The organism is Bariatricus massiliensis (assembly GCF_900086725.1).
GTDB lineage: Bacteria > Bacillota > Clostridia > Lachnospirales > Lachnospiraceae > Allocoprococcus > Allocoprococcus massiliensis.
This window is the reverse complement of the sequence record NZ_LT574838.1, coordinates 967,386-992,098: the sequence shown is the minus strand read 5'-3', so window position 1 is coordinate 992,098 and position 24,713 is coordinate 967,386. Positions and strand designations below refer to the sequence as shown.

Sequence of the window (24,713 nt, the reverse complement as noted above, 5' to 3'; positions counted from 1 at the left end):
TTTTTTTCAAGAAGAAGACGGCATACGAGATTGTGCTGATTACCACGGTTTCAGGAAATGTGGATGTAGAGCAGGCGACCATCAATACGCTGACGACCATTGAATACGCAGGAACTTACGAACCGCCGGTATATAAAGGTTCTGCAAAAATGCTTTTGCGGGATTTGGTATTTGCCCATGAGACCCACGGTAATGACGGAATGGGAGATATAGGGCTTGTCCCAAAGCGGCTCAAGGCACAGGAAGGCAACGGTATTTTGAAGATGCTGGACACACTCAGAGAGAGCGAGGAAGGCGAGATTGATATCGTGGCATTGGGGCCGCTGACGAATTTGGCCCTTGCCATCAGGCTTGACTATGAAGCGATGAAAAAGGCCGGACGTATCGTTATTATGGGGACGGCCGGGCTTGGCGCCGGTAATGTAACTCCTGTGGCTGAGTTCAATATCTGGCAGGATGCGGAGGCGGCCAAGATCGTGACAGAATCTGGTCTGGATGAAATTATCTATGTGGGATGGGACGCTTGCCTTGGGGACAGTATGCTGAATCCACAGGAGATTGAAAAGATACGGACCGGCAGTGAACTTGGAAAATTTGCCATCGACTGCAATAAAAACCTGTTGGAAATGAATAGGGAAAGGTTCGGGGATGATTATTTGGATATGGCGGATCCTTCCGCTATGGCGGCGGCCTTGTATCCTGATTGCATCGATAAATGTGAAAAATATTATTGTGAGGTAGATGTTACCAATGGTCCGAGCTATGGGGCTGTGCTGGTAGATGTCAATCATTTTTCGGGAAAAGAACCGAATGTATATATCTGCAGTAAACTGCACGCAGATAAATATAAAGATTACATCTACCGGACACTGAAGATACAGTAACCATACAGTGATGTGGCGGGCGGATGTGACAACATCCGCCTGTCTGATAAGGAGGAAAAAAATATGGAAGAATTGAAAGTAAAGTTTTTAATGGGACCGGCAGAGTGTAATGACCGTTATATTCCCACCTACAGTCAGGAATTTTTAGAAAAACTGAGCGAAGCAATGGGGGTGGAAGTGAAATGTGCGGAGATGGACGAAGTTAAAGCGCAGCCTCTCCCCGTCTACTTCATCGCTTCCGGCGGGGCGGAGCAGGGATTTAAAGCAGTTCATGAGGAGACGAAAGAGCCATACATTCTATTGACAACGCCCGGTTATAATTCTCTGGCGGCGTCCATGGAGATTATGGGATTCCTCCAAGAACAGGGATTAAAGGGAGAGATTCTCCACGGCTCTGCGGAAGAAATCGCGGCGAGGTTGAAGGTATTAAAAAGAGTGGCGGAGGCGAAGGAGCAATTAAGCCACATGAAGCTTGGATGTTTCGGAACACCTGGAGGACTGATTGCAAGCGATGCCGACTTCGGACTTCTAAAGAAGGTGAGCGGCATGGAGCTGGTTCTGTATGAGCTGGATGAATTGGTGGCTGAATATGAAAAGGGCGGATATCCAGAGAATACATACACAGAAGAATTGAAGAACAAGGGATATAGCCCGGAGGAAGTGGAAAAGGCGCTGAATGTTTACGGGGCACTCAAGCGGTTAATTGCGAAGTACGATTTAAAAGGGGTGACCGTAAAATGTTTTGACCTTTTGGACATGATTCACACCACGGGATGCCTTGCCTTGGCAATCTTGAACGCAGAAGGGATTCCGGCGGCATGTGAGGGTGACCAGAAGAGCCTTGTAAGCATGGCGGTGCTGAATGCATTGACAGGCGAGTCCGGATTTATGGCCAACCCAAGCTGTATCGATCCGGGAAAGAGCGAGATTATTTTCGCCCACTGTACTCTCCCTATCGACATGCCAGATTCTTACAGCCTGACCACCCACTTTGAGTCGGGAATCGGTGTGGCGGTGAGCTGTGATATCGCGGCCCAGCCGATGACCATATTCAAATGTGACGATACCTTGCAGAGATATTACGCCGGACGTGCCGAGCTTATTGAGACTATGCACAAAAGCGATTTGTGCCGTTCACAAATGCGGCTTCACCTTACCGACGGAACCGAATATTTCTCAAGCTATCCAATCAGCAACCACCACATTATCTGCAAGGGTGACTGGAAGGATGTAATCGACGAATATTTCAGTCAGATGCAGTAAAGGAGCAGAATATGAAGAAATATAAGCGTGTCTTTCTGATTGTGATAGATTCACTAGGGGTAGGACCCATGCCCGATTCGGAAGAGTTCGGGGATGCCGGAGTCAATACGCTTGGGCATATCTCGGAATCGGTGGAGGAGTTTTGCATTCCGAATCTACAGCGGCTGGGTCTTGCGAATATCTGTCCGCTGACGCAGATTCCTCCGGCAGAGCAGCCCCTCGCATATTACACGAAGCTGAGAGAACGCAGCCGGGGAAAAGATACGATGACCGGGCACTGGGAGATGATGGGGCTTGAAGTCACCACACCATTCCAGACTTTTACCGACACCGGTTTTCCACCGGAATTGATTGCAGAGCTTGAGCGGCGTACCGGACGAAAGATTATTGGGAACAAAAGCGCCAGCGGGACAGAGATATTAGACGAGCTGGCGGAGGAGGAAATCGCGGAGGGACATATGATCGTATACACCTCGGCAGATTCTGTTCTGCAAATCTGTGGGAACGAAGAGACCTTCGGACTGGAAGAACTTTACCATTGTTGTGAGATTGCCAGAGAATTGACGATGCGGGATGAATGGAAAGTGGGGCGTGTCATTGCAAGGCCTTATGTGGGAAAGAAAAAAGGAGAGTTCAAAAGGACGAGCAACCGCCATGACTATGCACTGAAGCCCTTCGGCCGGACAGTGCTGAATGCATTGAAAGACCAAGGGCGGGATGTGATTTCCGTAGGTAAGATTCAGGACATTTTCGTGGGAGAAGGAATTACCAAGGCATATAAGTCAAAAAGCTCCGTCCACGGTATGGAACAGACACTCGAGATAGCAGAGACATCCTTCAACGGACTGTGCTTTGTAAATCTGGTAGACTTTGACGCCCTTTGGGGGCACCGCCGTGATCCACTGGGCTATGCCCGTGAAATTGAGAAATTTGACGAGAAGCTGGGGTTACTTCTGGAAAAACTGGAGCAGGACGACCTGTTGATTCTCACGGCCGACCACGGCAACGACCCAACCTATACGGGGACAGACCATACTAGGGAAAAAGTGCCGTTTCTGGCATACTCAAAGTCTATGAGCGGAAGCGGGGAGCTTGCCGAGCAGGATACCTTTGCTGTCATAGGGGCCACGGTCGCCGAAAACTTTGATGTGCAGATGCCGCAGGGGACGATTGGAAGCTCGCTGTTGGAACAACTGAGGTAATTAGGAATATTAGGGTGTGAGATGCTCGATTCCGCAGACTGTGAGGATTCCTTCTTCCACCCGGAAGCGGATATTCATCCCCTCGTATTTCATGCCATACATCCGGGAAGCGTCTCTCTGATAAGAAGGCCGTGGATCCTGTGCGAGCAGAGCAAGTACTGCGTCCCTGTGGGCTTCGGGTATCAGGCACAGGAGGGCGGGGGGACAGTCGACTTCCAGATGATAATCTTTGACATCTCCCGCGAAGCCTTCCGCAGCATCTGTCCGGATGTCGGAGAGCGGAAGATAAGGTTTGATATCAAAAATGGGTGTTCCGTCCATCAAATCTGCCCCCGCCACATGAAGAATAGGCCCTGCCTTAGTGTCTGTCTCTATACCCTCCAGACGGACACAGGACAGGCCTAGACTGTTGGGGCGGAAGGGAGAGCGGGTGGCGAAAACACCCATTCTGATATTGCCGCCCAGTCTGGGAGGGCGGACCGTGGGAGACCAAGTATCCCTTGCAGACTCTGAAAATCCCCAGATAAGCCATATATGAGAATAGGCTTCCAGTCCCCGGACAGCTTCGGGTATCGCGTATTCTTCTTCAAAGATAATCTCTGCCTTCAACGACTCGATCAACCCGCTTTGCCGGGGAATACCGAACTTTTCTGGAAACCCGCTGTGGATATGGGCCACAGGGGTTATTTTATATTGTTGATTCATATCAGTGCTCCTCCGTATCTAATTTCACACTCATAAGACCTTTTTTCACTTTTGCGGCATATTGTAATTCGTACGAGACATCACCGTTTTGAAGTGCTTCCATAATTGCATGTTGTTCCTTGTCTGCACTTTCCTTATCAGCATACCAGCCAAGTAGAGTCCGGTTTTCACCCCAAAATGTGACAGTGTCAATACCAAATAAAGCATATTGTGGTACGTCTGGAGTGGCCTTGAAGAGCCGGTTGAAAAGTGGGGAAATGAACACTTTATGGCAGCTTACAATTACATCTGTATCCAATGATTTTATCATAATTTTTCCGGTTAAATTGGCAGCTGTTTTTTGTGGTTCTGCGAAGTCCTTTTTATCACGCAGCAGGTAATCCAAAGAAACATTCAGCTTTTCTGACAGCAAAATCATTTTTTCAGTTTCTGGATAACCTGTCCCCTGCTCCCATTTCGACACAGCCTGTCTGCTGACATTCATCATTTCTGCCAAGTCTTCTTGAGAAATATTTTGTTCTTTCCTTATCGTCCGTAGATTCTCACTGAAACTCAATATAAATCCCTCCTAATTTTTTTGTTTTTATTGTATTATATGTGACCTAAATACCGCCACCAACTTAAGATTGCAAATTCGCAACCTTAGGTTGACGAAGGGGAATTTAGTGATAATTCTCCTATAATTATTTGAAATTCTATCGAATATCTTATATTATATAGATAAATGCCTAGAATAGCAATCAATGTCGCCGGGACACTATAAAGGAGAACTGAATGAATGGAGATATTGGAATTATGTAAAAGAATCGGAATGCCGGAGCCTGCAGTAGAGCAGATCATGCGGCTGGATATACCGGAGGAGGTATATCTATATATGAACCGTCTCCGCAAAACGGATTACGATGGCTTCTGCAGGGAAGTTAGAAATAGTAAGGATTTCCGTGTGCGTTTTCTTTATTATTTTTGCAGATTTGCCTGTGAGACCTATGAAGATTATATAAATGAGCAGATTAGTGAATCGATTTTTTTTGATACCTTTCGAGATTTGAAGCATTGGTGTGAGAACTGCCGTCAAGAATTCGGTGAATATGGAATTGATGAGGCTGAATGGTTCTGGCGTCTGTTTGACAGAACCTTATTTAAGCTTGGAAGACTTCAGTTCGAGACTATGAATGTGAAGCGTGACATCGGCTGTAATGCTTTTGCCATAAAGAAAGGGGAGCCTGTCATCAACGTGCATATCCCTCAAGGAGAACCATTGGATTGGGCTGCCTGTGAAGCGTCTTTTGCAGCCGCCTATGAATGGTTTGGCAGGGAGATTCCATACGTCTGCCATTCCTGGCTTTTGTTTCCGGGATTAAAAGAGATTCTTCCGGAAGAGTCAAATATTATTCAATTTCAGAATCATTTCCGGCTGCTGGAGATGGATTATCTGCAGACCGAAGCGTTATGGCGTATCTTTTCAAAAGTGCGGGAAGATATGAGCCAATATCCGGAACAGACCTCGCTGCAGAGAGGGGCAAAAGCGTACCTGTACAGTGGGAAACGGCTGGGGAGAGGATTGGGAAGATATCTGCCGGAGAGATGATGCTTGGTTTTCTGCTCAACTATAAAGAAAATATAAATTCTGTTGTCCGGCAGTTGACAGTAAGGCGTACATCACATATAATAAATCGCAAATGTGATTTAAGGTATTATGGAAAGAAAGGAATTAATTAAAACGATGGATGACGCTGACAGTAGCGACTCTGACCGAAATAATAATTATAATGATATGACAGCAGATAGATTTATATAAGACATAACCTGTGTCCTAGACAATAGAACACAGGCTATGTCTTTTTGTGTTTTTGAATCGGCATTACGCCACGATTCCGCTGACCACCGCCTTTGGCGGTCAGATATAAACTCAACAACAGGGGATGCGATTTTCATATCATCCCCGCCAAAATTATTTTAAAGAAAGGGGTGGTTTGTCCTATATGGATAATCACAGACAAATGCCTTGGCATTCACAGAAACTAGAAGAAGTGTTAACTACACTGTACACATCCGAAGAAGGATTAAGTGATGCTGAGGCTGCCGAAAGGCTGAAAAAAAATGGACGCAATGAACTGCGTTCGAAACCGCCGAAAACAATTATTCAAATGCTGAAAGCTCAGATTATAGAGCCTATGGTTCTTATACTTATCGGAGCGGGTACATTTTCTGCAATTCTTAGGGAATGGACAGAGGCGGCAGTTATTTTCTTTATTGTAGTCATCAACGCAGCCATAGGGATTGTACAAGAAAAGAAAGCCCAATCGTCACTGGAAGCATTGAAGAGTATGAGCGCCCCGGCGGCACGGGTAATACGCCACAACGAAGAGCGGATAATCCCGGCGGCGGAATTGGTGGCAGGGGATGTAGTATGTTTAAGTGACGGGGATATGGTGCCTGCCGATATGAGACTGATTCATTCCGCCAACTTGAAGGTACAGGAAGCGTCTCTCACCGGTGAATCGGTGCCTTCTGAGAAGGAGGCAGACAGGGTTCTGCCCGAAGAGTGTGTACTTGGAGACCGCTGCAACATGGTGTATACATCATCTATCGTCACTTATGGACGGGCGCAGGGGGTGGTAGTGGATACCGGCATGAATACTGAGGTCGGTAACATAGCCGGTATGCTGGACAATCAGGATGAGCTTGATACTCCTTTGAAGCAGAAATTGAATGCAGTGGGAAAGATACTTACAATTGTGGGTCTGATTGTCTGTATTCTCATTTTTGTAATAGGAGCGCTGTACCAGCGTCCGCTTGTACCACAGTTTCTCGTGGCCATTTCCCTCGCCATTTCCATTATACCGGAAGGGCTTCCCGCTACAGCCACCATTGTCATGGCTTTGGGCGTACAGCGGATGGCAAAAAAGAATGCTTTGATACGCCGTCTTCCTGCTGTGGAGACGCTGGGAAGTGCTACTGTAATCTGTAGTGACAAGACGGGCACACTCACTTTAAATAAGATGACGGTGACTCATATTGCGGTGAATGGGGACTTTGAAGCAGGGAAAATAACTCCGGTCGATTCTGCCGCAGAACAGCACCCAAAGGTATATCAGGAACTAGTGTATGCGGCAGCGCTCTGCAACAATGCAAGCATAGATCCAGACCGGGCGGGCAACATTATCGGAGACCCCACAGAAGGGGCGCTGATTTATATGGCTCAGAAATTCGGAATTGACCATGAATCATTGGAAACCACATTTCCAAGACTGTTCGAACAGCCATTTGACTCCCAGCGGAAGCGTATGACGACAGTACATCAGATAGATGGCGGGTGGGTCGCTTACACGAAGGGGGCGGCAGATGAATTACTTCCATTGTGCACCCATATTTTGACGGCGCAGGGAGTTCGCCCTATCACTGAGAATGATAATCGGCAGATTGCGGAGACTTGTCTTTCCATGTCTGAGAAGGCGCTTCGTGTTCTTGGCTTTGCAATGAGAACATTGCCGGCGCTTCCTGATGATGAGGAGGAAGACCAAGAGTTCAATATGACGTTTATCGGAGCGGTGGGGATGATTGATCCTCCGCGAAAGGAAGTGGCCCAGTCTGTCCAGACTTGTCTGGAAGCGGGAATCCGGACGATTATGATTACCGGAGATCACAAGGTGACGGCATTCGCCATCGCCAGAGAGCTTGGTATTTTCCGGGAAGGGAATCAAGTCATTTCCGGGGAGGAGCTTGAGACTATGAGCGATGAGAGTCTTGATTTGGCAGTTAAGAATACAACAGTTTTTGCCAGAGTATCGCCGGCTGATAAACTCCGGATTATCCAGAGCCTGAAACGCACCGGGGAAGTGGCGGCTATGACCGGAGACGGTGTCAATGACTCCCCTGCGCTGAAAGCGGCAGACATCGGCGTTGCCATGGGGCTTACCGGCACAGATGTGGCAAAAGAAGCTGCCGATATGGTTCTATTAAATGATAGTTTTACTACAATTGCCTATGCCATTAAAGAAGGCCGGCGTGTTTACCGGAATATACAGAAGGTAATACAGTTCTTACTGGTGGGAAATATTGCGGAGATATTGACTCTGTTTGCAGCCACTATATGCAACTGGGAGGCCCCGCTTCTTGCTTCTCATATTCTCTGGGTGAATCTGGCCACGGCCACACTTCCGGCTTTGGCGCTGGGGGTAGACCCAGCCAGCAAAAATATTATGAAACATCGGCCGGTGAAATCAGGTACTTTGTTTGAGCGGGACCTTATACATCGGGTCGTGACGCAGGGGATATTTGTGGCTGGAATGACAACCGCGGCATATTGGGCCGGTGCTTCCACCGGGAGCCATACGGCAGGGCAGACGATGGCCTTTGCCACGCTGGCGTTTTCACAGATGCTGCGTTCCTTCAACCAGCGTTCAAACACGGAGCCGATCTGGGTCAGGGCGGAGGGAATCAATCCTTGGCTGATTATTTCTTTTGCTGTATCGGCTCTGCTTATGGCTGTCATTCTTTTTATTCCCATGTTTCAAAGTGCCTTTAGGCTTACGAGCCTGACTGGAAGCCAATGGCTGGCGGTGATGGGATTTTCGCTGCTTTCCCTTATTCAGGTAGAAGTTGTGAAGTGGATGAAAAAACAGTTCAAACGCGTATAATATAGAAAAAGTGCTTCTTGACAGGAGCACTTTTTTATTTTATGATATTTGCGGGCGCAAAAAGTTGTTTGCGCCCGCAAATTTTTGAAAAGAGGAAATAGTTTATATGAAAGAGTTTATAAAATGGTCCTCCGTATTAAATCTAAATATGAGCAGTTGTCTTGATAAGCGTCTCGCTAAATTTGATATCAACAGCAGCCAGTTTTTTTACATCATGCGCATCTGTCAGGAACCGGGGATGACAAGGGAGAGTATCATGGAAACCGTGTACCGGAATCCAAGTAATGTAACCCGGGCGTTGATGCAGCTGGAGGAAAAGGGGTATGTGCGGAGAGAGCCGAGCAAGAAAGACCGGCGCACCTGCTACTTGTTTCCTACCGAGAAGGCAATCAGGGATTGTGAGGAGATTCAAGCCATATCGCAGGAGACAATCCGGGATGTGCTGGAACCTTTTACGGAAGAGGAACGTGAGATGCTTCCGAAGCTGCTGAAAAAGGCAGGGCTTCATGCATATGAGATTAATAAACTAGAACGACAGAAGGAGAAAGCTGAAGGAGGAGAATGTTAGATGAAGGCAGAAGTACAGAATGCGCCCAATCCATTAGGTGTGCAAAAGGAATCCAAGTTATTGGTTAATTTCGCCATACCATGTATCATTTCTATGTTGGTGACGGCGCTGTATAATATTGTAGATCAGATTTTTATCGGTCAGGGAGTGGGGATGCTCGGTAATGCGGCGACAAATATTGCGTTTCCGCTGTCTACTACTTGTACGGCCATTGCCCTGCTGCTGGGAATCGGTGGTGCGTCCAATTATTCTCTAAAGCTGGGCGCTGGTGAGAAGGAAGAAGCGGCACGCTATTCTGGCAATGCGCTGACCTTGATTACGATTTTCGGGGTGGCCCTATTTGTGGTGGTAGAGTTATTTCTCACACCGATGCTGAAAGGATTTGGGGCAACGAAAGATGTACTGCCCTATGCGGAGACTTATACGAGGATTACGGCCATCGGTTTTCCGTTTTTGATTGCGAATACTGCGATTAGCAAGCAGATTCTGGCGGACGGAAGTCCAAGATACTCTATGATGTCTATGCTGGTGGGCGCGGTCATCAATACGATATTGGACCCTATATTGATTTTCGGGTTCGGTATGGGAATGGCGGGAGCGGCGCTGGCAACGATTACCGGACAGATTATTTCATTTAGCATCAGTCTGCGCTACGTGTTTCATTTTAAAAATATCCGGCTTACAAAAGACAGTTTTCGTCTGGGCGGACGTTATGTAAAAAATATCGGCGCTCTCGGCGCCAGTGCGTGTTTTAATCAGATAGCTATGACAATCGTGCAGATTGTCATGAACAACGTACTGTCATATTACGGAGCAAAATCCATGTACGGAGGGGAGATACCACTTGCCTGTGCGGGAATTATCACAAAGGTGAACATGGTGTTTATGGCAATTATCATCGGTATCTCTCAGGGGACTCAGCCTATTGTAGGCTTCAACTACGGCGCCAAAAAATATGGGCGTGTGAGAAAGACTTATCTGCTGGCAGTGGGGGCTGCCACGGTATTATCCTTTGTGGCATTTATTTGCTTTCAAGTATTCCCAAGGCAGATTATATCCATCTTTGGCGCAGGGAGCGAACTATACTTCCGCTTCTCCGAGCGGTACTTTAGGATTTATATGTTTCTTACAGTCGTGAATGGAATCCAGCCGGTGACTTCCAACTTTTTTACTTCCATAGGAAAATCAACTTTGGGTATATTTATGTCGCTTACGAGGCAGATTTTGTTCTTGCTCCCACTAATCATTATATTTCCACTTATTATGGGGATTGACGGGGTCATGTATGCGGGCCCCATCGCCGACGCGGCTGCGGCTATTGTCTGTGGGTACTTTATGATACGTGAACTTAAGGAGCTGACGCACAAGATAAAGGAGAGCAAAGAGGCAGAATAGTATTTTGAATATATCAGACCAGTGTGGAGAGAAGCTATTGGCGGTTTTGGGATGACCAAAGCCGCTTTTTTTGTTATATAGGAAAGTCCTTTGAACTTTCCTATATAACAAAAACCCTCCGGGTGGATGCACACAATGTGCAGATGAAAGCTGCTTCGCAGCCGCACTTTGTGTAATAAAAACTGGTATGAATGTGCACCTGCAAAAAAATGTAAAATAATTAAATCCTTTTCTTATCAATTGCGATTATATTAAATGTAAGACGTTTTACAAAAGGGGGGAGGTCTTTTGGAGGACCGTGAACTTATCCGGCGGATTCAGGGCGGTCAGACAGAATATCTGAACGATGTGGCCGCGCGGTATTACGATGATATTTATTATTTCTGCTGTTACCAGACCGGTGACAGAGACGGTGCGTATGATTTGACGCAGGAGACATTTCTGCGTTTTATTCGCTATGTGGATCATTATAATTACCACAATCTCAAGGGATACCTTCTCACAATAGCTATGAATGTATGCCGGGCTTCGTGGAGAAATGAGGCAGACAGGGAAAGTGTCTTAAGGGCGGCTCGGGAGGAGCAGCACAGGAGTGCTGGTTCTTCAGAAGCCGATAATATCCGGGCGGTTCTTTTAAAAGAAGCATTGGCAGAACTTTCGGAGTCTCAACGGGAAGCGGTGATTCTGCACCATCTATATGGGTATAAGAACCGGGAAATCGCCAGAATGACAGGTGCTTCTCTGGCGGCTGTAAAATCCAGAATCCGGCAGGGGCTGGAGAAACTGCAATTGTTCTTGGAAAAGGAGGATTTTTATGGAGGAATATAAATCCCTTACCATTGATAAAGAGAAAAAGGAAAGAAATCTGGAAGAAATACGGAGAGCGGCTGCAGCAAAGAAAGTGCGCAACTATCCCAACTTTATCCAGAGCATGCTCATTCAGCTAAAATATAGGCCGGTTTTCATGTGGATGCTGGAGGGAGTTTGTCTGGGAGCGGCTTTCGCAGTCTGTCGATATTTTAAAAGCTGGCCGGGGCCGGAACTTTTTACCGTCTGCGCCATATTCCTTGTACTTTCGGGGAATATAGGTTTTGCAGGGCTGGGACGGCTTTTTTCCAGAAATATGGCGGAGCTTGAGCAGACGCTCTACTTGAATCTAAAGCAGATGGCCGCCATACAGTTGCTGTTCGGTGGAATACTGGATCTGCTTGTTTTTGGCATATTTGTTTTGTTGTTAGGGCCAGCACGGGCGGGGGAGACGGCAGTGTTTGCATTGTATCTGCTGGTTCCCTTTGTGTGGGCCGATGTCTGGATTTTGTGGGCGTTTACTCTGCTGCGGGGGATTACGTCTGGGCTGCGGCAGGCGGGGACGGCCCTGCTTAGTGCGGCCGTGGCGGCCGCGCCGTACTTTATTCCGCATATTTATGACCGGTCATGCCTGCCCTTATGGGGACTTGCTCTGCTGGCAGGGGGAGGCGCGCTTGTCTTGGCGGTGAAGAGAATATTTTGCGTGATTGAAGGAGGGGAAGAACTGTGCCTGAGTTAAAATTAGAGGGAGTAACAAAAAGGTTCAAGCAGAAAGAGGCAGTGAAAAATGTTTCTATGAACCTGACAGAAGGGGTGTATGGATTTCTGGGAGAAAACGGGGCCGGCAAGACGACGCTTCTTCGGATGTTGTGTGGTGTGCTGAGGCCCACGGAGGGGATGATTACCTGCGATAACGTGGATATACGCACATTGGATGGAGAGTACCGCCATATGCTGGGATATCTGCCTCAGGATTTTGGCTATTATCCAGATTTTACAGCGAAGAGATATCTAAATTATCTGGCGGCCTGCAAGGCCCTGCCGAGGGAGACGGCTGCCAGTAAGACATTGGAATATATGGAGCTCGTTGGACTTGAGGAACATCAGAACCAAAAGATTAAGACATTTTCAGGCGGAATGCTTAGAAGGCTTGGGATTGCACAGGCTCTTCTGAATGAGCCGGAGATTCTGATTCTTGACGAGCCTACCAGTGGGCTGGATCCCAGAGAGCGGATTCGCTTCCGCAATATCATCAGTTCTCTGTCCAAGGACCGGATTGTCATTCTGTCTACACATATTGTGTCCGATGTGGAGTACATCGCGGATGAAATCATGCTGATGAAATCCGGGCGTATCCTGTGTCAAGGCAGGATGGACTCTATCACGAAGGCTGCAGAGGGAAAGGTGTGGGAGTGTACGGTATCACAGCAGGAATCCGACAGATTAAATGATGAGTTTGCAATATGCAATTTACGAAACGTCGAGAGTAGCGTACATTTGCGCATCGTGGCAGAGAAATGCCCGGTCAAAGGGGCGCGTCCTGTGGAACCGGGGCTTGAGGATGCTTATCTCTACTATATGGGAGGAGAGAGAGAATGAGACTATTTTGGGAAGAATTGAGGAAAATTGTATCGAGGAAATTGGTGTGGGGCGGAGTCCTTTTTCTTATGATTCTGGTGACGGTGTGGACAATCGTGGCGGTATCGGAGGAGAAAACTATGATTGACGGAAAGACTTACAGAGGACGGGAGGCTGTTGTCGAGGATAAAGAGCTGGCGGAGGAATATAAGGGCGTTCTCACGGTGGAAAAGGTGCAGGATATCTACAATCGTTTTGGATTCTACTATTATGATACGAAGACCGGACAACCGGTAGGAAACTTCTGTAATTATTTTATAACATTGAACATGACCAACTTCAACCAAACAGGAGGAGAAGATTTATCCCAGATAGAATTTTATGAAGGGACGGAGTGGGAGAATAATTCACAACCTTTTGTGGAAGGTAACACAGAGTTTGCATATGTGCGTGGGTGGATGCTCATGCAGGAAAATGCAATGACAATTTGTGTGTATCTGCAGCTCATTTTAATTGCCGCACTCTGCCCCCTGTTTTCAGAAGAATACTCTCTGCGCACGGCGGATCTACTGCTTACAACAGAAGACGGGAAAAAGAAGGGAATCTGGATAAAATTATTGGCGGCGGTGGTTTTTGCGGTTCTGTTATGTGTTTTATTTGGAGTCTTTTATTTTGGACTGTATATGACGGCGTTCGGGGCAGAGGGATTGTCTGCTTCCAGCCAGCTGATAGGCAGTCCATTCTTCGGATTTACGCCGGAGTCTATCGGAGGATTCTTCTTGTTTGAGTGGGCGCTTGCGCTGGCGGGTATGGTGCTGCTGGCGGGGGTCACGGCTCTTCTTTCGGCATTCTCAAAAAGCTCCTTTTTGACTGTGATAGCTTCACTTATCATTTACGCTGTACCGTTAATCTGGCTGAAGGTGCTTGCGCCCACTTGGATTTTAGGGACTGCGGGCACGAAACTGATGAATCATTTCATGGTCTCCATGCCAGTGTGGCTGCAGTGGAATTGGGACTTTGCATTTGATGGAGGCCAGATAAGCGTACATCTGCTGGTGGCGGCTGTTGTTGGAGTATCTGCCTTTTGCTTCGCATATTTCCGGTATCGGAGCTATCAGGGGCAGAAATAAAAATTAAACAATTTTTTAGATAACCTTTATGGAATTCTAAGATTAGCTATCGTATAATAGAAAGACGTAGAGGAGAGATAAATATGCGGAAGAAAAAACAAAGAGCGGCACGGCCGCAGGAAGAGGCGGGAAAGAGGATTCCCACCACCAGATATAATCCGGATTACCGGGAAGGGCTCACCGCCCAGCAGGTACAAGAGCACCGGCTCCATGGCTGGGAGAATCTATCGGTAGAGCCTCCGTCTAAGACGGCGGGAGAGATTATCCACAGTAATGTATTCACGTACTTCAACTTGGTGTTCGCGGTGCTGGGCGTCCTGCTGTGTCTGGTAGGGTCTTTTAGAAATTTAACCTTTCTGCCGGTTGTAATTATTAATACGTTAATCGGTATTATACAGGAGATACGCGCGAAGAATGTGCTGGAGAAGATGAATATGCTCAATGCGCCCCACGCGAAGGTCATACGGGACAAGCGGGAGTGGATCGTCACTTCGGAGACACTGGTCTTGGATGATATTGTAGTGTTCTCGGCGGGGAATCAGATATGCGCCGATGCTATAGTGGCTGCAGGTGAAGTGCAGGTCAATGAGTCGCTGCTCACCGGAGAGGCCGACGAGATAACTAAGCGCAAGGGTGATAAGCTGATGTCCGGGAGCTTTGTGGTGTCGGGACAGTGCCATGCACGTCTGGACGCGGTGGGGGAGGATTCGTATATATCCAGATTGACGGTGGAAGCCAAGGCGATGGGGGAAGGAGAGCAATCCGAGATGATTCGTTCTCTGGATAAGCTGGTCAAATGGGTAGGCATTGCAGTTATCCCTATTGGCGTTATCCTTTTTTCACAGAGTTATTTTTATAATAATGAAACATTCCGAAGCAGTATCACGGCGATGGTGGCAGCGATTATCGGTATGATACCGGAAGGCTTATATCTGCTTGCCAGTGTCGCGCTTGCGGTGAGCTCTATGCGGCTCGCCAAGCAGAATGTGCTTCTTCACGATATGAAAAGCATTGAGACTTTGGCGAGAGTCAATGTACTCTGTGTAGATAAAACAGGTACGATCACAGAGAATAAGATGTCGGTCCACAAGGCGGTTCCGACGAAAGAATACCGCAAGGCCAGAGAGAAAGATGAGGAGAGCGGCGAGGCCAAGTATCCTTCTCTTTCCCTGATGCTGGGGGACTTTGCGGCCGCCATGAGTGCGGATAATATTACGATGGAGGCGTTAAAGGAATACTTTAAGGAAAATACGGGCAAAAAGCCTGTGAGTATCACGTCCTTCTCCTCCACGGTAAAATACAGCAGTGTAACTTACGAGGACGGCGCATACGTGCTGGGAGCGCCGGAGATGGTCCTCCGGGAAGATTATCCAAGGTATCAGGGGAAGATACAGCAGTATGCACAGAAGGGATACCGAGTGCTCGTGTTTGGACAGTACCATGGCGTCATAGACGGCAAGGCATTGACCGATAAAGTTACTGCGCTGGGGCTTGTACTGTTATCGAACCCCATCAGAGATAAGGCAAAAGAAACCTTCCGCTATTTTGCGGAGCAGGGAGTGGCTATCAAGGTCATCTCCGGGGACAATCCGGAGACGGTGTCCGAGGTTGCACGCAGGGCAGGAATAGAACACGCAGAGAGGTTCGTGGACGCGTCTACTTTAAAAACAGAGGAACAGGTGGCCGAGGCGATGGAAAAATACACGGTATTTGGCCGTGTGACGCCGAATCAGAAGCGTCAATTCGTGCAGGCGTTGAAGGAAACGGGGCATACGGTTGCCATGACTGGCGACGGAGTCAATGATGTTCTTGCGCTGAAGGATGCGGACTGTAGTATCGCCATGGCGTCGGGCAGTGAGGCCGCGGCACAGGCAGCGCAAGTAGTGCTGCTGGAGTCGGATTTTTCTTGTATGCCTTCGGTGGTGCTGGAAGGCCGGAGAGTGGTCAACAATATTCAGCGTTCGGCGAGTCTGTTTTTGGTAAAGAATATATTTTCATTCCTGCTTTCCATATTCGCGGCAGTGTTCATGATAACATATCCGCTGGAGCCGGCGCAGGTGTCCTTGATCAGTATGTTCACTATCGGGGTGCCGGCATTCTTCTTGGCGTTGGAGCCGAACAAGAGCCGAATAGAAGGACATTTTCTTACCAATGTATTTTTGAAGGCATTGCCCGGAGGCCTGACGGACGTGCTGGCGGTTGGAGCGTTGGTCATCTTTGGGATGACGTTCGGGGTGGGAAGCACAGATATTTCGACGGCGGCCACCATATTGCTTGCAATTGTCGGGTTTATGATTCTATATAAGATAAGCCTGCCTATGAATGCTTTGCGCAGAATTATATTGATAGGCTGCGCGATAGGACTGGTCTTCTGTGGTACATTCCTGAATCAATGGTTTGCGCTCAGTGATATGTCCACAAAGTGTATTATGCTGTTCGTAGTCTTCTCTATAGCTACAGAACCGGTATTCCGCTACCTGAGTTTTACGGTGGAGAAAATAAGAGAATGGTATAGAAAGATGCGCGGGCGCGAACCGGAGCAGACGTATCCGGAGCTTCCGGATAATGAGCGGTAGTGGAACTTGGGAGTGGCGGATTTAAGGCTCCTTTCAGAAAAGGCATAGAAAGGATTACGTTATGGGATTACTTGGAAATATTTTATGGTTTATTTTTGGAGGGGCGCTGAGTGGCTTGAGCTGGTGTCTGGCCGGCCTGCTTTGGTGTATCACAGTTATAGGTCTGCCAGTCGGCCTGCAGTGTTTTAAGTTTGCTGCCTTGAGTTTCTTTCCATTTGGAAAAGAAGTGCGTTATGGAGGGGGAGCCGGCTCGCTGCTTCTGAATATTATCTGGCTCATCGTGTCGGGGCTGCCCTTAGCCATAGAACATGCAGTGCTAGGGTGTGGATTATGCATTACTATAATTGGGATTCCATTTGGCATGCAGCAGTTTAAATTGGCAAAATTGGCGCTCATGCCGTTTGGAGCGGCTGTATATTAAAAATAAACAAGGGGAACAGCTCCGAAGCGGGCCGTTCCCCTTTTTTTCATTTTCCTTTTTATTTATTTCTCCGAAGTTTCTTTCAGAGCGGTAACAAAGTTGTCGATAATGTCCTCCAGATGACGATACTGGGCAGGGGTGAGAGTGGATACTTTATCAGACAGAAGAGAGCGGTCGTTTTCTGTTATATTGCCCAATAGAAGATAATCGGTGCTGATTTCCAGCACAGAGCAGATTTTGATAATATTTTCCGGGCGCATTGCCTTCTTCCCCAGTTCCGCAGTGGAAATCATCTGACTGGTCACTCCGGCACGTTCGGCCAGTTCCTCTTGTGTCAGACGCATCTGTTTTCTACGCTCTAAGATTCGTTTCCCCATTTGTTCGAGAAGATTATTCATTTCGTCCTCCTGCATGCTATAGTTACATTTTATCCGCTATGGAATAAATTATTAAGCGATTATAGTTGCTAAAATACAACCATGGGATGTATAATGAGCCTATGAGCAGATGGAAATTAAGTTTTACCAATCATCGCAATTATTCGACATAAAAACACGGGAGTAGGGAAATTAGATGGAGATGGTGTTGATAATACTTGTAATAGTTCTGACGACTGTAGCCGCGGTGTTAGCATACCGCCTCCGTGTCAGAGAAAGACAAATTCAGGAAATGCAGAGAGAAAGTTTTGAAAAAAGTAATTATCTTACAAATATGAGCCATGAGATTCGGACGCCCCTTAACGGCATCATTGGATTAGAATATCTAATGAGGGAGAATGTGGATAATCCGGAGCGGCTTAGGCTTTATCTTGGCAAGCTGAGGGTCTCTTCACAGTATCTTAAGAATCTTGTGACAGACGTGCTTGATATATCGAAAATTGAAAACGGGCAACTGGATATTGACGCCATGCCCTTGGATTTGCGCGAAGTTCTCCGGGAAGTGCAGGGTATGGTGCAGATTCAGACAGAGGAGTCAGAGATTACGTTTCAAATGCATACAGAGCTCAGCCAGCCCTATGTGGTCGGGGACAGCGTGCGCCTTAAACAGATTTTAGTCAACTTATTAGGCAACGCGGTAAAATTTACAGATAAGGGCGGATGGGTGCATTTAGAGGTGAGCCAGATAATGCTGCCCAGAAACAATGTCGAGACATGTTTTGTTATCACCGACAATGGATGTGGAATGAGCGAAGAATTTCTTGGAAGGATATGGGAGCCCTTTGAGCAGGAGGGGGAGGAGAAGAGCCGTAGCGGAAATGGACTGGGTACTACCCTATGTAAAAACCTGACCGAACAGATGGGAGGCACAATATCTGTTGAGAGTGTGAGGGGGGAGGGGACTAGGTTTACTGTACGGATTCCGGCAGAGACAGCCGCCCGCACGGAGTCTTTTGACCGAGGTGAAGTAAAGGATATCCCGTACACGGATCATGAAATTAACGAGGAGCCATTGGTATTGGTCGCGGATGACAATGAAATCAACAGGGAGATTGCCTGTGAGATTCTACATGGCAAAGGATACAGGACTCAAGAGGCATTGAACGGCAAAGAAGCAGTTGACATGTTTGAAGAAAGCACCCCCGGCAGTATCAGCAGAATTCTCATGGATATACGGATGCCTGTCATGGATGGGTATGAAGCTGCCCGTTTTATACGCAATATGGATAGAGCGGACGCGGAAACAGTCAAAATCATAGCACTGACTGCCAATGCGTTTAAAGAGGAACTGGAGAGGGCAGAAAAGGCAGGAATGGACGGTGTGATTACCAAGCCTGTGGATATTGAACAGCTTCTGGCGGCCTTGAGATAAAAAAGAGATAAGCAGAAAATCCCCTCCGGGGGATGCGCACAATGTGCAGAGTGTACAAGTCCCTCATGAGTGAGGGATTTGTACACTCTATTTATATAGATGTGATTTTTATCTAGGATTGCACTGGCGTCAGAGAATGAAAGTTAAACATATGCGGAATAACATCGGGTTCTTGATGATAGACTTGCCTGTAGAGCATTGCATACAAATCACCTAAGGTATCGGAACCCTCCCGAACGTCATCCAGAACGAAGCCTTTTTCTGAGAGCAGTATTTCCATGGCTTCTTCTGCGTTTCCGGTATGAGCGAGAGCAGTAAGATAGTCGAACTGAATACGGCTCTCGTTCTGGAGCTGACTGTCCAGCGTATGGTATAGGGTGCGGATATCTTCATAGCCGTTTGACATTAGGAGAATCCGGAAACCTTCTTTCACGTAGGACAAGTTGTCCGGCAGCAATGAAATGCCCCGGGTCATATACGGTCGTACATTTTGTTTGTTGCCATGTGCCAGCGCGAGGACAGCCAACCCGTGAAGCGCCCATGGATTTTCTTCCAGCTCTAAAGAAGTCTCGAACTCTCTCTCTGCGTCCGGATAAGACTGGGCGTGCAAATGCATAACTCCGAGCTGGTAATGTGCGTACCAGTTGCTGTTGTTGACGGGCTCGGAGATAACGCTTTGTAACTTATCATAAAAAATGGTATCACTTTGGAAATCTTCCGGTATTTCTTCTGGAGATTTCTGTATGAAAATTCCACTCTTAAGAAAATCAGCCCACGCTTTCTGACTTTCTTCTAATTCGCCATAATCCAGATGGCTGGAGAGCTGGCATTCATTTTCCAAATCCCTTATTACATTTTTTAACGCGCCGTAAGGCTTCCCATAATAGACAACAGACCCCTTTGTCTTTGCCATTTCCTGTGTGGCAGCCAGAAGTTCATCGGGTCTGGATTCTGCCATTTTGCGGCAGACCATATCTGTCATATAACTTCGCAGCTCTTCAAAAGAACGGCGGAGATAATCTGTTTCAATCCGGACGGGACCGTATTGCTCTACCCATTCCCACGCTGTGTGTGGAGCCATCGGGAGACAGCCATACTGTGTCTTGGCGAGACCGGCCTGAATTTCTACATAGCGGCCGGCATCTTCTGTAAGGAATTCCTGCCAGCGGTCTGAGCCATCATTTTTCCCCCAAGAAAAGAGCTTACGTCCTTGTAGACGGCTGGTAGACATGTGGAGCAGTCCATATCCTGAGGCATCCAGATTCGTGATATATTTGGGACAATTAGCGGGAATATTAAAAAAATAATCCACTTGATTAGGAATATCATTATATTTGGAAATGTCGATTCCATCCACCATGGGGATGGAGGTTTTATATACTTGATTATCATTTCCTTGGTATCCACAAGTATACGCCTCATCGGCAGGCACGACAATCCGTCCGCTGTCATACTCCGGAACGGCCATATTGCTCCACCAATACATGGGGACGACAGAGGAGCTGGAATTGACGATTCTCATACGGCAGTTGAGACAGGTGTCTTCCTCCCCCAGCCAGAAATCCATCTGGTATTCTACTTCCCGTATACGCTCATATGCATACATGCGCAGAATCGGGATTCCTGAGTCATCAGTCAGACTGGCGGTGTGGAGCGTTTCTGTAGTCAATGGAGTATGGCCGATTATGCCGATGTTCCACTCTACACCGCCGCTGAACCATGCATTCCGTATGGCAAGATTGCTAAAACGAATCACATCATTGGTATAGAGAAGATTGCGGCCTGTATTTTTATCGACCAGTGACCAGAGCCTTCCGCCTAAATCAGGAAGAAATACAGCCGTCAGATTATTGTTTTCTAAAACTGCTGTTCTAATATTCGATTCTTCTAATACACGGTCGTAGGTGTTGAGCTCACGGTAGGGATAACAGGATGGGCAGCGTCCGTATGCCTCATAGATTTCATCCCATTCGTCCAGATGGAAGGATACTTCGTTTTGGACAGTCAAGGTGCCCAGAAAAGAAGGGACGCAGGACTCGTGTCCGAAGTGTCCGGTCTTCACTTTCATTTGCTCAAATCTTAATTCCGGTTTCATGTAAATACCTCCTTCAGATTGTTTTCTTTAATTTTATTATAAGGAATGAGAAAGAAATGTCATTAGGACAGATTGCCCTTTACTTGTAAAAAATTGCCCTTTATAATAGAATAACAAATAGGAGAAATCGTAAGAGGTGGACAACGATGCTGATAAATGTTGAAAATATATCTTTGGATTCAAAACTTTATTTTCATACCCCTACGGCGCAGGCGAAAGAATTATACCTTTATCCCTTATGTGTAGGCAGTTACCGCTATCTGCCGGGGTATACGCTGGAGCGGAAGGACTATCCGGGATACTCCATCATGTTGGTGCTTTCGGGACAGTGTCATATTACATGTGAAGAAGCACAGGCGGATGCCGGACCCGGACAAGTCGCTTTGGTGAGTGGGTATAAGCCGCATGCCTATTATACGGAAAAGGGACTGAGCGCCTGCTGGATTCATTTCGATGGGGTGATGGCGGAGCGGTTCTACAACGCTATCCGGGAAAAGAAGGGGAATGTGATTACACTGGCCGAGACGTCCAACTGTGAGAAATTAATCAAGACAATTTATGATATATATGAGAACAGCCGGAGAATCAATGAGGCAACTATCTCAAAATATTTGACAGAAATTCTTACAAGCCTTCTTTCGGAAGAAGTGTTTGAGTCAGAACCGGCAAAGAAAATATATGAGAGTATCCGATACATGAATACACATTTTGACCAGCCATTGACTGTAGAGATGCTGTCATCCGCTGCCTGCCTTAGTCCTTACTATTATATACGCCTGTTCAAGCGCGTGACAGGAAGCTCTCCCCATGATTACTTATTAAATCTGCGTATTACTCACGCCAAATACTATCTGAAGACGACGGAGAAGCCGGTCAAAGAGATTGTGTATCTTTGTGGATTTACAACGGAAAGCAGCTTTTGCAATACATTCCGAAAGAGGGTGGGAAGTTCACCGACTGGCTATCGAGGTGGCTCTTATTAAGGAAAAGCAGAATATGTAAAGCACCTTAAAAAGGTGCTGGCGTACTATTTGCCACGTTCTTCGACAAAAAAATCAACGAGGTGCTGAACGTCATCCAAACATGCGCCGCAAACAGTTCCGGCTCCTGTAATTTCCTGTACTTCTTCTAAAGTGTCTGCTCCGGAATCCACGGCATCTTTGATCATACCATTGGTGACGCTCATGCAGTTACATACAATTTTATCCATGTTCATATATACCACATCCTTTCCGGAATAGCGTATGTAGAACAAGAGATATATATACATCAAAGGAAAACAAAAAAATAGCAGAAACACCAGTATTCATAGGGTTTCTGCTATTTGGTCTACTGCGGAAGATGCTCCCTTAACCACCGTGTATCTTGATATATATATACGCCAAAACGGCTTAAATACGTTGTTTTTTGAACTGTATATTGTAGTATCAATGCATCTTGGGGGACAATTCCTCCCCCAAAACTCCCCCCTGAATACCTCAAAAAATTACATGACGATTTTAACATTCCTTATTTTCTCCTTATCCCGCTCCTTTAATTTTTCTGTTGTGTGAAGGTAAATCTCTCTCGTGACCTTGCTGTTTTCGTGGCCGAGGCGGCGGGAGATAGTGTCTATATCAATTCCCTGCTCAAATAATAGCGAGGCGTGTGTATGACGTAGCGTGTGAGCCGTTATTTGCCTCCCTAATGCCTTTTTTGATATTGCCTTGAGGTATTTCTCATAAGCGTAGTATTGAGCGTATCCGTCCGTTTTAGACGGGAAGAACAGGCGGTTGCTGTTATGGTAGCCTTTCTCGAATTGTTCATACTTTATGTTGAGCCGGATTTTTTTAGCTACCTTTAATAATTCTGCCTGCATATATACATCGCGGATAGAACAAGAGGTCTTTGGCGGTGTAACGACCTTATTCTGGGAATCGTATGTCTTAGTCACATGTATGACCTCTTCTTTGATGTCTACATCAGTCAGACTCAAGGCAACAAATTCCCCGAACCGCAGACCGGACAGGGCCAGAAATTCAGTCGCATATTTCCAGCGCCAATCGTCCATAGCGGCAATTAATTTTTTCAGCTCCTCACCCTCTAAGAACTTGTCCGAAATCTTTTCCCGGTGCGGCGTGGCATCGAAGGGCTTGACCTTGCCCATGTATGATACATCTGCAATATAATCGTTTTCATATCCCCAGTTAAGCAATGCCTTGAGCCGCGCCCGATGTTCGTTCAATGTGCCGGCCGATTTGCCGGACTGTAAAAATTTCTCCTTGATGTACGCTGCGTTTAATTTATCAAGGAACGTATTTTCTCCCAAGAGCTGCATTAATGAATTGCAGGCGTGATAATTGCGGCTGTATGTTGATGCTTTAACGGTCATTTTCTGATAATCACGATATTTTTCAACAAGTTCCTTGAGCGTCAGGCGCTCCGATGGAACGTAGGCGCACCGTTTCTCTATCAGTTTGTCCAGCTCCCGGCTGGCTAGGTCCCTGTAGGCAGCAGTATCTTTTTCCAGCGTGATTGATACTCGCTTTGTTTCCTCGGTGTAATAGTCCTTGTATTCCTTTACAAATTTGTACTTTCCGTTTGCCCTTTTTTCTACCCACATAATCATTTTCCTTCCTAAAAAAGAGTATAAAAATTACAGCCTGCGTAAACATTTGTTCCGCTTGCGAGGCTGCCCCGAAGATGATACAATATCTATGTGAGTATTGTCTGCTCTTCGGAGTTGACATTGTGATTTGTTTAGCCGTCCAGTGCGCCAACACTGGGCGGTTTTAAAGTTAAAATGTGTGTGCTTGATTTACATAAACTTCGAATCTATCATAAACAATGGTTGAATAAGTATTAAATTCTTGGGTAATTGTATCGCCTTGTGTAAAGTCATATATATCTTTTGCGTGAGTCACAGATGCTATAGACTCGCCATTATAGAACACAACTACAAGTTCTAGCTCCTCAATATCAACACCGGAATTATTGGTTGCTTGAACGATTACACAATCATCGCCTTGGTTGCTCGTAACGGTTATATCAGCGGCGTGATTAACGTAGTCATTATCATCTGGTATAACTTTCTTGCTGATTTCATAGTCTGCATAGTTATCAGGGGTGCTAATTCTTGATACAACAGTACTACCTGATAGGACAGCGTCATGCCCATCTTCCTCTGTCTTTATTATTTGTCCACTTTCATCTTTAAAATTAACTTGAAAGTCTATTTCTGCGATTGTAATATCTGCATTATTTGTGACAAATACACAGAGGAGGTTATCTTCTGTTTTTTGTGCTATAATTTCAACTTGTGAAGATATGTCGTTCTGTTCAGCAGACTCCTCAATTTTTGTTTCAGATGCAGGGCCTACGGTCTTTTCCGTTTTGTCTGGCAGAGACAATCCAACAATAATTAGGATGAGAGTCCATATTACTGCGATAGCGGATATGATAGTACCAATTATCGCAATCACTTTTCCTTCACGTTTAGATACAATAGCAATCATACCCATAACAAATCCCGCTATTGCCGGAATTATTCCAAATAGTATCATAGACCCAATCAATCCGATAACTCCAAAGATGAGAGATAAAATCGAAAGCAATTTTCCCTTTTTCATATTTTAAATATACCTTCACTTTCTTTCTAATC

22 protein-coding genes are annotated in these 24,713 nt (G+C 46.5%); 15 read left to right on the top strand and 7 right to left on the bottom strand.

What is annotated here, in order from left to right:
* The 3 genes from BN6465_RS21790 to BN6465_RS16320 all read left to right on the top strand — a co-directional run.
* On the top strand, positions 1 to 884 hold an 884-nt coding region (locus tag BN6465_RS21790; protein WP_154670308.1), incomplete at its 5' end, for a nucleoside hydrolase.
* 63 nt (positions 885 to 947) lie between these two features.
* Entirely contained in the window at positions 948 to 2,147 is a 1,200-nt protein-coding gene (locus BN6465_RS16325; RefSeq protein WP_066737219.1) for a hypothetical protein, read from the top strand.
* 11 nt (positions 2,148 to 2,158) lie between these two features.
* Complete coding sequence (locus BN6465_RS16320; protein WP_066737217.1) at positions 2,159 to 3,349, top strand: phosphopentomutase; 1,191 nt, start codon at positions 2,159 to 2,161, stop codon at positions 3,347 to 3,349.
* Positions 3,350 to 3,358: 9 nt separating this feature from the next.
* On the opposite strand, the gene tsaA is transcribed toward BN6465_RS16320, so the two are convergent.
* Positions 3,359 to 4,054: a tRNA (N6-threonylcarbamoyladenosine(37)-N6)-methyltransferase TrmO gene (tsaA, locus tag BN6465_RS16315; RefSeq protein ID WP_066737210.1), complete on the bottom strand. Its 696-nt coding sequence runs from the start codon at positions 4,052 to 4,054 to the stop codon at positions 3,359 to 3,361.
* 1 nt (position 4,055) lies between these two features.
* Positions 4,056 to 4,610: a helix-turn-helix domain-containing protein gene (locus BN6465_RS16310; RefSeq protein WP_066737208.1), complete on the bottom strand. Its 555-nt coding sequence runs from the start codon at positions 4,608 to 4,610 to the stop codon at positions 4,056 to 4,058.
* A gap of 222 nt (positions 4,611 to 4,832) precedes the next feature.
* Between BN6465_RS16310 and BN6465_RS16305 the strand changes: the two genes are divergently transcribed.
* The 10 genes from BN6465_RS16305 to BN6465_RS16260 all read left to right on the top strand — a co-directional run bounded on the left by BN6465_RS16305 (position 4,833) and on the right by BN6465_RS16260 (position 17,169).
* Positions 4,833 to 5,642 carry an acyltransferase domain-containing protein gene (locus BN6465_RS16305; protein ID WP_066737207.1) on the top strand — a complete coding sequence of 270 codons (810 nt, stop codon included), beginning with the start codon at positions 4,833 to 4,835 and terminating at the stop codon, positions 5,640 to 5,642.
* Between the two features lie 394 nt (positions 5,643 to 6,036).
* A complete protein-coding gene (locus tag BN6465_RS16300; protein ID WP_066737203.1) occupies positions 6,037 to 8,694 on the top strand; it encodes a cation-translocating P-type ATPase in 2,658 nt (885 codons plus the stop codon).
* 106 nt (positions 8,695 to 8,800) lie between these two features.
* The gene (locus tag BN6465_RS16295) at positions 8,801 to 9,262 is read left to right on the top strand and encodes a MarR family winged helix-turn-helix transcriptional regulator (protein WP_066737201.1); all 462 of its coding nucleotides are present in this window, start codon (positions 8,801 to 8,803) and stop codon (positions 9,260 to 9,262) included.
* Positions 9,263 to 10,657 carry an MATE family efflux transporter gene (locus tag BN6465_RS16290; protein WP_066737199.1) on the top strand — a complete coding sequence of 465 codons (1,395 nt, stop codon included), beginning with the start codon at positions 9,263 to 9,265 and terminating at the stop codon, positions 10,655 to 10,657. It begins immediately after the preceding gene.
* A gap of 288 nt (positions 10,658 to 10,945) precedes the next feature.
* Positions 10,946 to 11,485 (top strand): RNA polymerase sigma factor, encoded by a 540-nt coding sequence (locus BN6465_RS16285; RefSeq protein ID WP_066737197.1) that lies wholly within the window; start codon positions 10,946 to 10,948, stop codon positions 11,483 to 11,485.
* The gene (locus tag BN6465_RS16280; protein WP_066737196.1) at positions 11,472 to 12,203 is read left to right on the top strand and encodes a hypothetical protein; all 732 of its coding nucleotides are present in this window, start codon (positions 11,472 to 11,474) and stop codon (positions 12,201 to 12,203) included. Before BN6465_RS16285 ends, BN6465_RS16280 begins: the two co-directional genes overlap by 14 nt.
* Positions 12,191 to 13,063: an ABC transporter ATP-binding protein gene (locus BN6465_RS16275; RefSeq protein WP_066737195.1), complete on the top strand. Its 873-nt coding sequence runs from the start codon at positions 12,191 to 12,193 to the stop codon at positions 13,061 to 13,063. Before BN6465_RS16280 ends, BN6465_RS16275 begins: the two co-directional genes overlap by 13 nt.
* Positions 13,060 to 14,172 (top strand): ABC transporter permease subunit, encoded by a 1,113-nt coding sequence (locus BN6465_RS16270; RefSeq protein ID WP_066737194.1) that lies wholly within the window; start codon positions 13,060 to 13,062, stop codon positions 14,170 to 14,172. The genes BN6465_RS16275 and BN6465_RS16270 overlap by 4 nt, the downstream gene beginning before the upstream one ends.
* 83 nt (positions 14,173 to 14,255) lie before the next feature.
* Positions 14,256 to 16,748: an HAD-IC family P-type ATPase gene (locus BN6465_RS16265; protein ID WP_066737187.1), complete on the top strand. Its 2,493-nt coding sequence runs from the start codon at positions 14,256 to 14,258 to the stop codon at positions 16,746 to 16,748.
* Between the two features lie 61 nt (positions 16,749 to 16,809).
* The gene (locus BN6465_RS16260) at positions 16,810 to 17,169 is read left to right on the top strand and encodes a YccF domain-containing protein (protein WP_066737185.1); all 360 of its coding nucleotides are present in this window, start codon (positions 16,810 to 16,812) and stop codon (positions 17,167 to 17,169) included.
* A 62-nt stretch (positions 17,170 to 17,231) separates the two neighbouring features.
* Here the strand turns inward: BN6465_RS16260 and BN6465_RS16255 are convergent, their stop codons facing one another.
* Positions 17,232 to 17,567 carry a helix-turn-helix domain-containing protein gene (locus tag BN6465_RS16255; RefSeq protein ID WP_066737183.1) on the bottom strand — a complete coding sequence of 112 codons (336 nt, stop codon included), beginning with the start codon at positions 17,565 to 17,567 and terminating at the stop codon, positions 17,232 to 17,234.
* 175 nt (positions 17,568 to 17,742) lie between these two features.
* Between BN6465_RS16255 and BN6465_RS16250 the strand changes: the two genes are divergently transcribed.
* Positions 17,743 to 18,978, top strand: a complete 1,236-nt coding sequence (locus BN6465_RS16250) for an ATP-binding protein (RefSeq protein WP_066737181.1) — start codon at positions 17,743 to 17,745, stop codon at positions 18,976 to 18,978.
* 112 nt (positions 18,979 to 19,090) lie between these two features.
* On the opposite strand, the gene BN6465_RS16245 is transcribed toward BN6465_RS16250, so the two are convergent.
* A complete protein-coding gene (locus tag BN6465_RS16245; protein WP_066737179.1) occupies positions 19,091 to 21,073 on the bottom strand; it encodes a DUF5107 domain-containing protein in 1,983 nt (660 codons plus the stop codon).
* 146 nt (positions 21,074 to 21,219) lie between these two features.
* Between BN6465_RS16245 and BN6465_RS16240 the strand changes: the two genes are divergently transcribed.
* On the top strand, positions 21,220 to 22,056 hold the full coding sequence (locus BN6465_RS16240) for an AraC family transcriptional regulator (RefSeq protein ID WP_066737177.1): 837 nt from the start codon (positions 21,220 to 21,222) through the stop codon (positions 22,054 to 22,056).
* A gap of 44 nt (positions 22,057 to 22,100) precedes the next feature.
* Here the strand turns inward: BN6465_RS16240 and BN6465_RS16235 are convergent, their stop codons facing one another.
* From BN6465_RS16235 to BN6465_RS16225, 3 genes are all read right to left on the bottom strand, one after another.
* Positions 22,101 to 22,289 (bottom strand): (2Fe-2S)-binding protein, encoded by a 189-nt coding sequence (locus tag BN6465_RS16235; RefSeq protein ID WP_066737175.1) that lies wholly within the window; start codon positions 22,287 to 22,289, stop codon positions 22,101 to 22,103.
* A gap of 270 nt (positions 22,290 to 22,559) precedes the next feature.
* A complete protein-coding gene (locus BN6465_RS16230) occupies positions 22,560 to 23,675 on the bottom strand; it encodes a tyrosine-type recombinase/integrase (protein ID WP_199882854.1) in 1,116 nt (371 codons plus the stop codon).
* Between the two features lie 175 nt (positions 23,676 to 23,850).
* The gene (locus BN6465_RS16225; RefSeq protein WP_066737171.1) at positions 23,851 to 24,681 is read right to left on the bottom strand and encodes a DUF4190 domain-containing protein; all 831 of its coding nucleotides are present in this window, start codon (positions 24,679 to 24,681) and stop codon (positions 23,851 to 23,853) included.
* Positions 24,682 to 24,713: the final 32 nt, after the last annotated feature.

Bases quoted from the DNA above. Each gene is read 5' to 3' on its own strand.
- BN6465_RS16325 (WP_066737219.1), top strand. From the start codon at position 948: ATGGAAGAATTGAAAGTAAAGTTTTTAATGGGACCGGCAGAGTGTAAT.
- BN6465_RS16320 (WP_066737217.1), top strand. From the start codon at position 2,159: ATGAAGAAATATAAGCGTGTCTTTCTGATTGTGATAGATTCACTAGGG.
- tsaA (WP_066737210.1), bottom strand. From the start codon at position 4,054: ATGAATCAACAATATAAAATAACCCCTGTGGCCCATATCCACAGCGGG.
- BN6465_RS16305 (WP_066737207.1), top strand. From the start codon at position 4,833: ATGGAGATATTGGAATTATGTAAAAGAATCGGAATGCCGGAGCCTGCA.
- BN6465_RS16300 (WP_066737203.1), top strand. From the start codon at position 6,037: ATGGATAATCACAGACAAATGCCTTGGCATTCACAGAAACTAGAAGAA.
- BN6465_RS16295 (WP_066737201.1), top strand. From the start codon at position 8,801: ATGAAAGAGTTTATAAAATGGTCCTCCGTATTAAATCTAAATATGAGC.
- BN6465_RS16290 (WP_066737199.1), top strand. From the start codon at position 9,263: ATGAAGGCAGAAGTACAGAATGCGCCCAATCCATTAGGTGTGCAAAAG.
- BN6465_RS16280 (WP_066737196.1), top strand. From the start codon at position 11,472: ATGGAGGAATATAAATCCCTTACCATTGATAAAGAGAAAAAGGAAAGA.
- BN6465_RS16270 (WP_066737194.1), top strand. From the start codon at position 13,060: ATGAGACTATTTTGGGAAGAATTGAGGAAAATTGTATCGAGGAAATTG.
- BN6465_RS16265 (WP_066737187.1), top strand. From the start codon at position 14,256: ATGCGGAAGAAAAAACAAAGAGCGGCACGGCCGCAGGAAGAGGCGGGA.
- BN6465_RS16260 (WP_066737185.1), top strand. From the start codon at position 16,810: ATGGGATTACTTGGAAATATTTTATGGTTTATTTTTGGAGGGGCGCTG.
- BN6465_RS16255 (WP_066737183.1), bottom strand. From the start codon at position 17,567: ATGAATAATCTTCTCGAACAAATGGGGAAACGAATCTTAGAGCGTAGA.
- BN6465_RS16250 (WP_066737181.1), top strand. From the start codon at position 17,743: ATGGAGATGGTGTTGATAATACTTGTAATAGTTCTGACGACTGTAGCC.
- BN6465_RS16245 (WP_066737179.1), bottom strand. From the start codon at position 21,073: ATGAAACCGGAATTAAGATTTGAGCAAATGAAAGTGAAGACCGGACAC.
- BN6465_RS16240 (WP_066737177.1), top strand. From the start codon at position 21,220: ATGCTGATAAATGTTGAAAATATATCTTTGGATTCAAAACTTTATTTT.
- BN6465_RS16235 (WP_066737175.1), bottom strand. From the start codon at position 22,289: ATGAACATGGATAAAATTGTATGTAACTGCATGAGCGTCACCAATGGT.
- BN6465_RS16230 (WP_199882854.1), bottom strand. From the start codon at position 23,675: ATGTGGGTAGAAAAAAGGGCAAACGGAAAGTACAAATTTGTAAAGGAA.
- BN6465_RS16225 (WP_066737171.1), bottom strand. From the start codon at position 24,681: ATGAAAAAGGGAAAATTGCTTTCGATTTTATCTCTCATCTTTGGAGTT.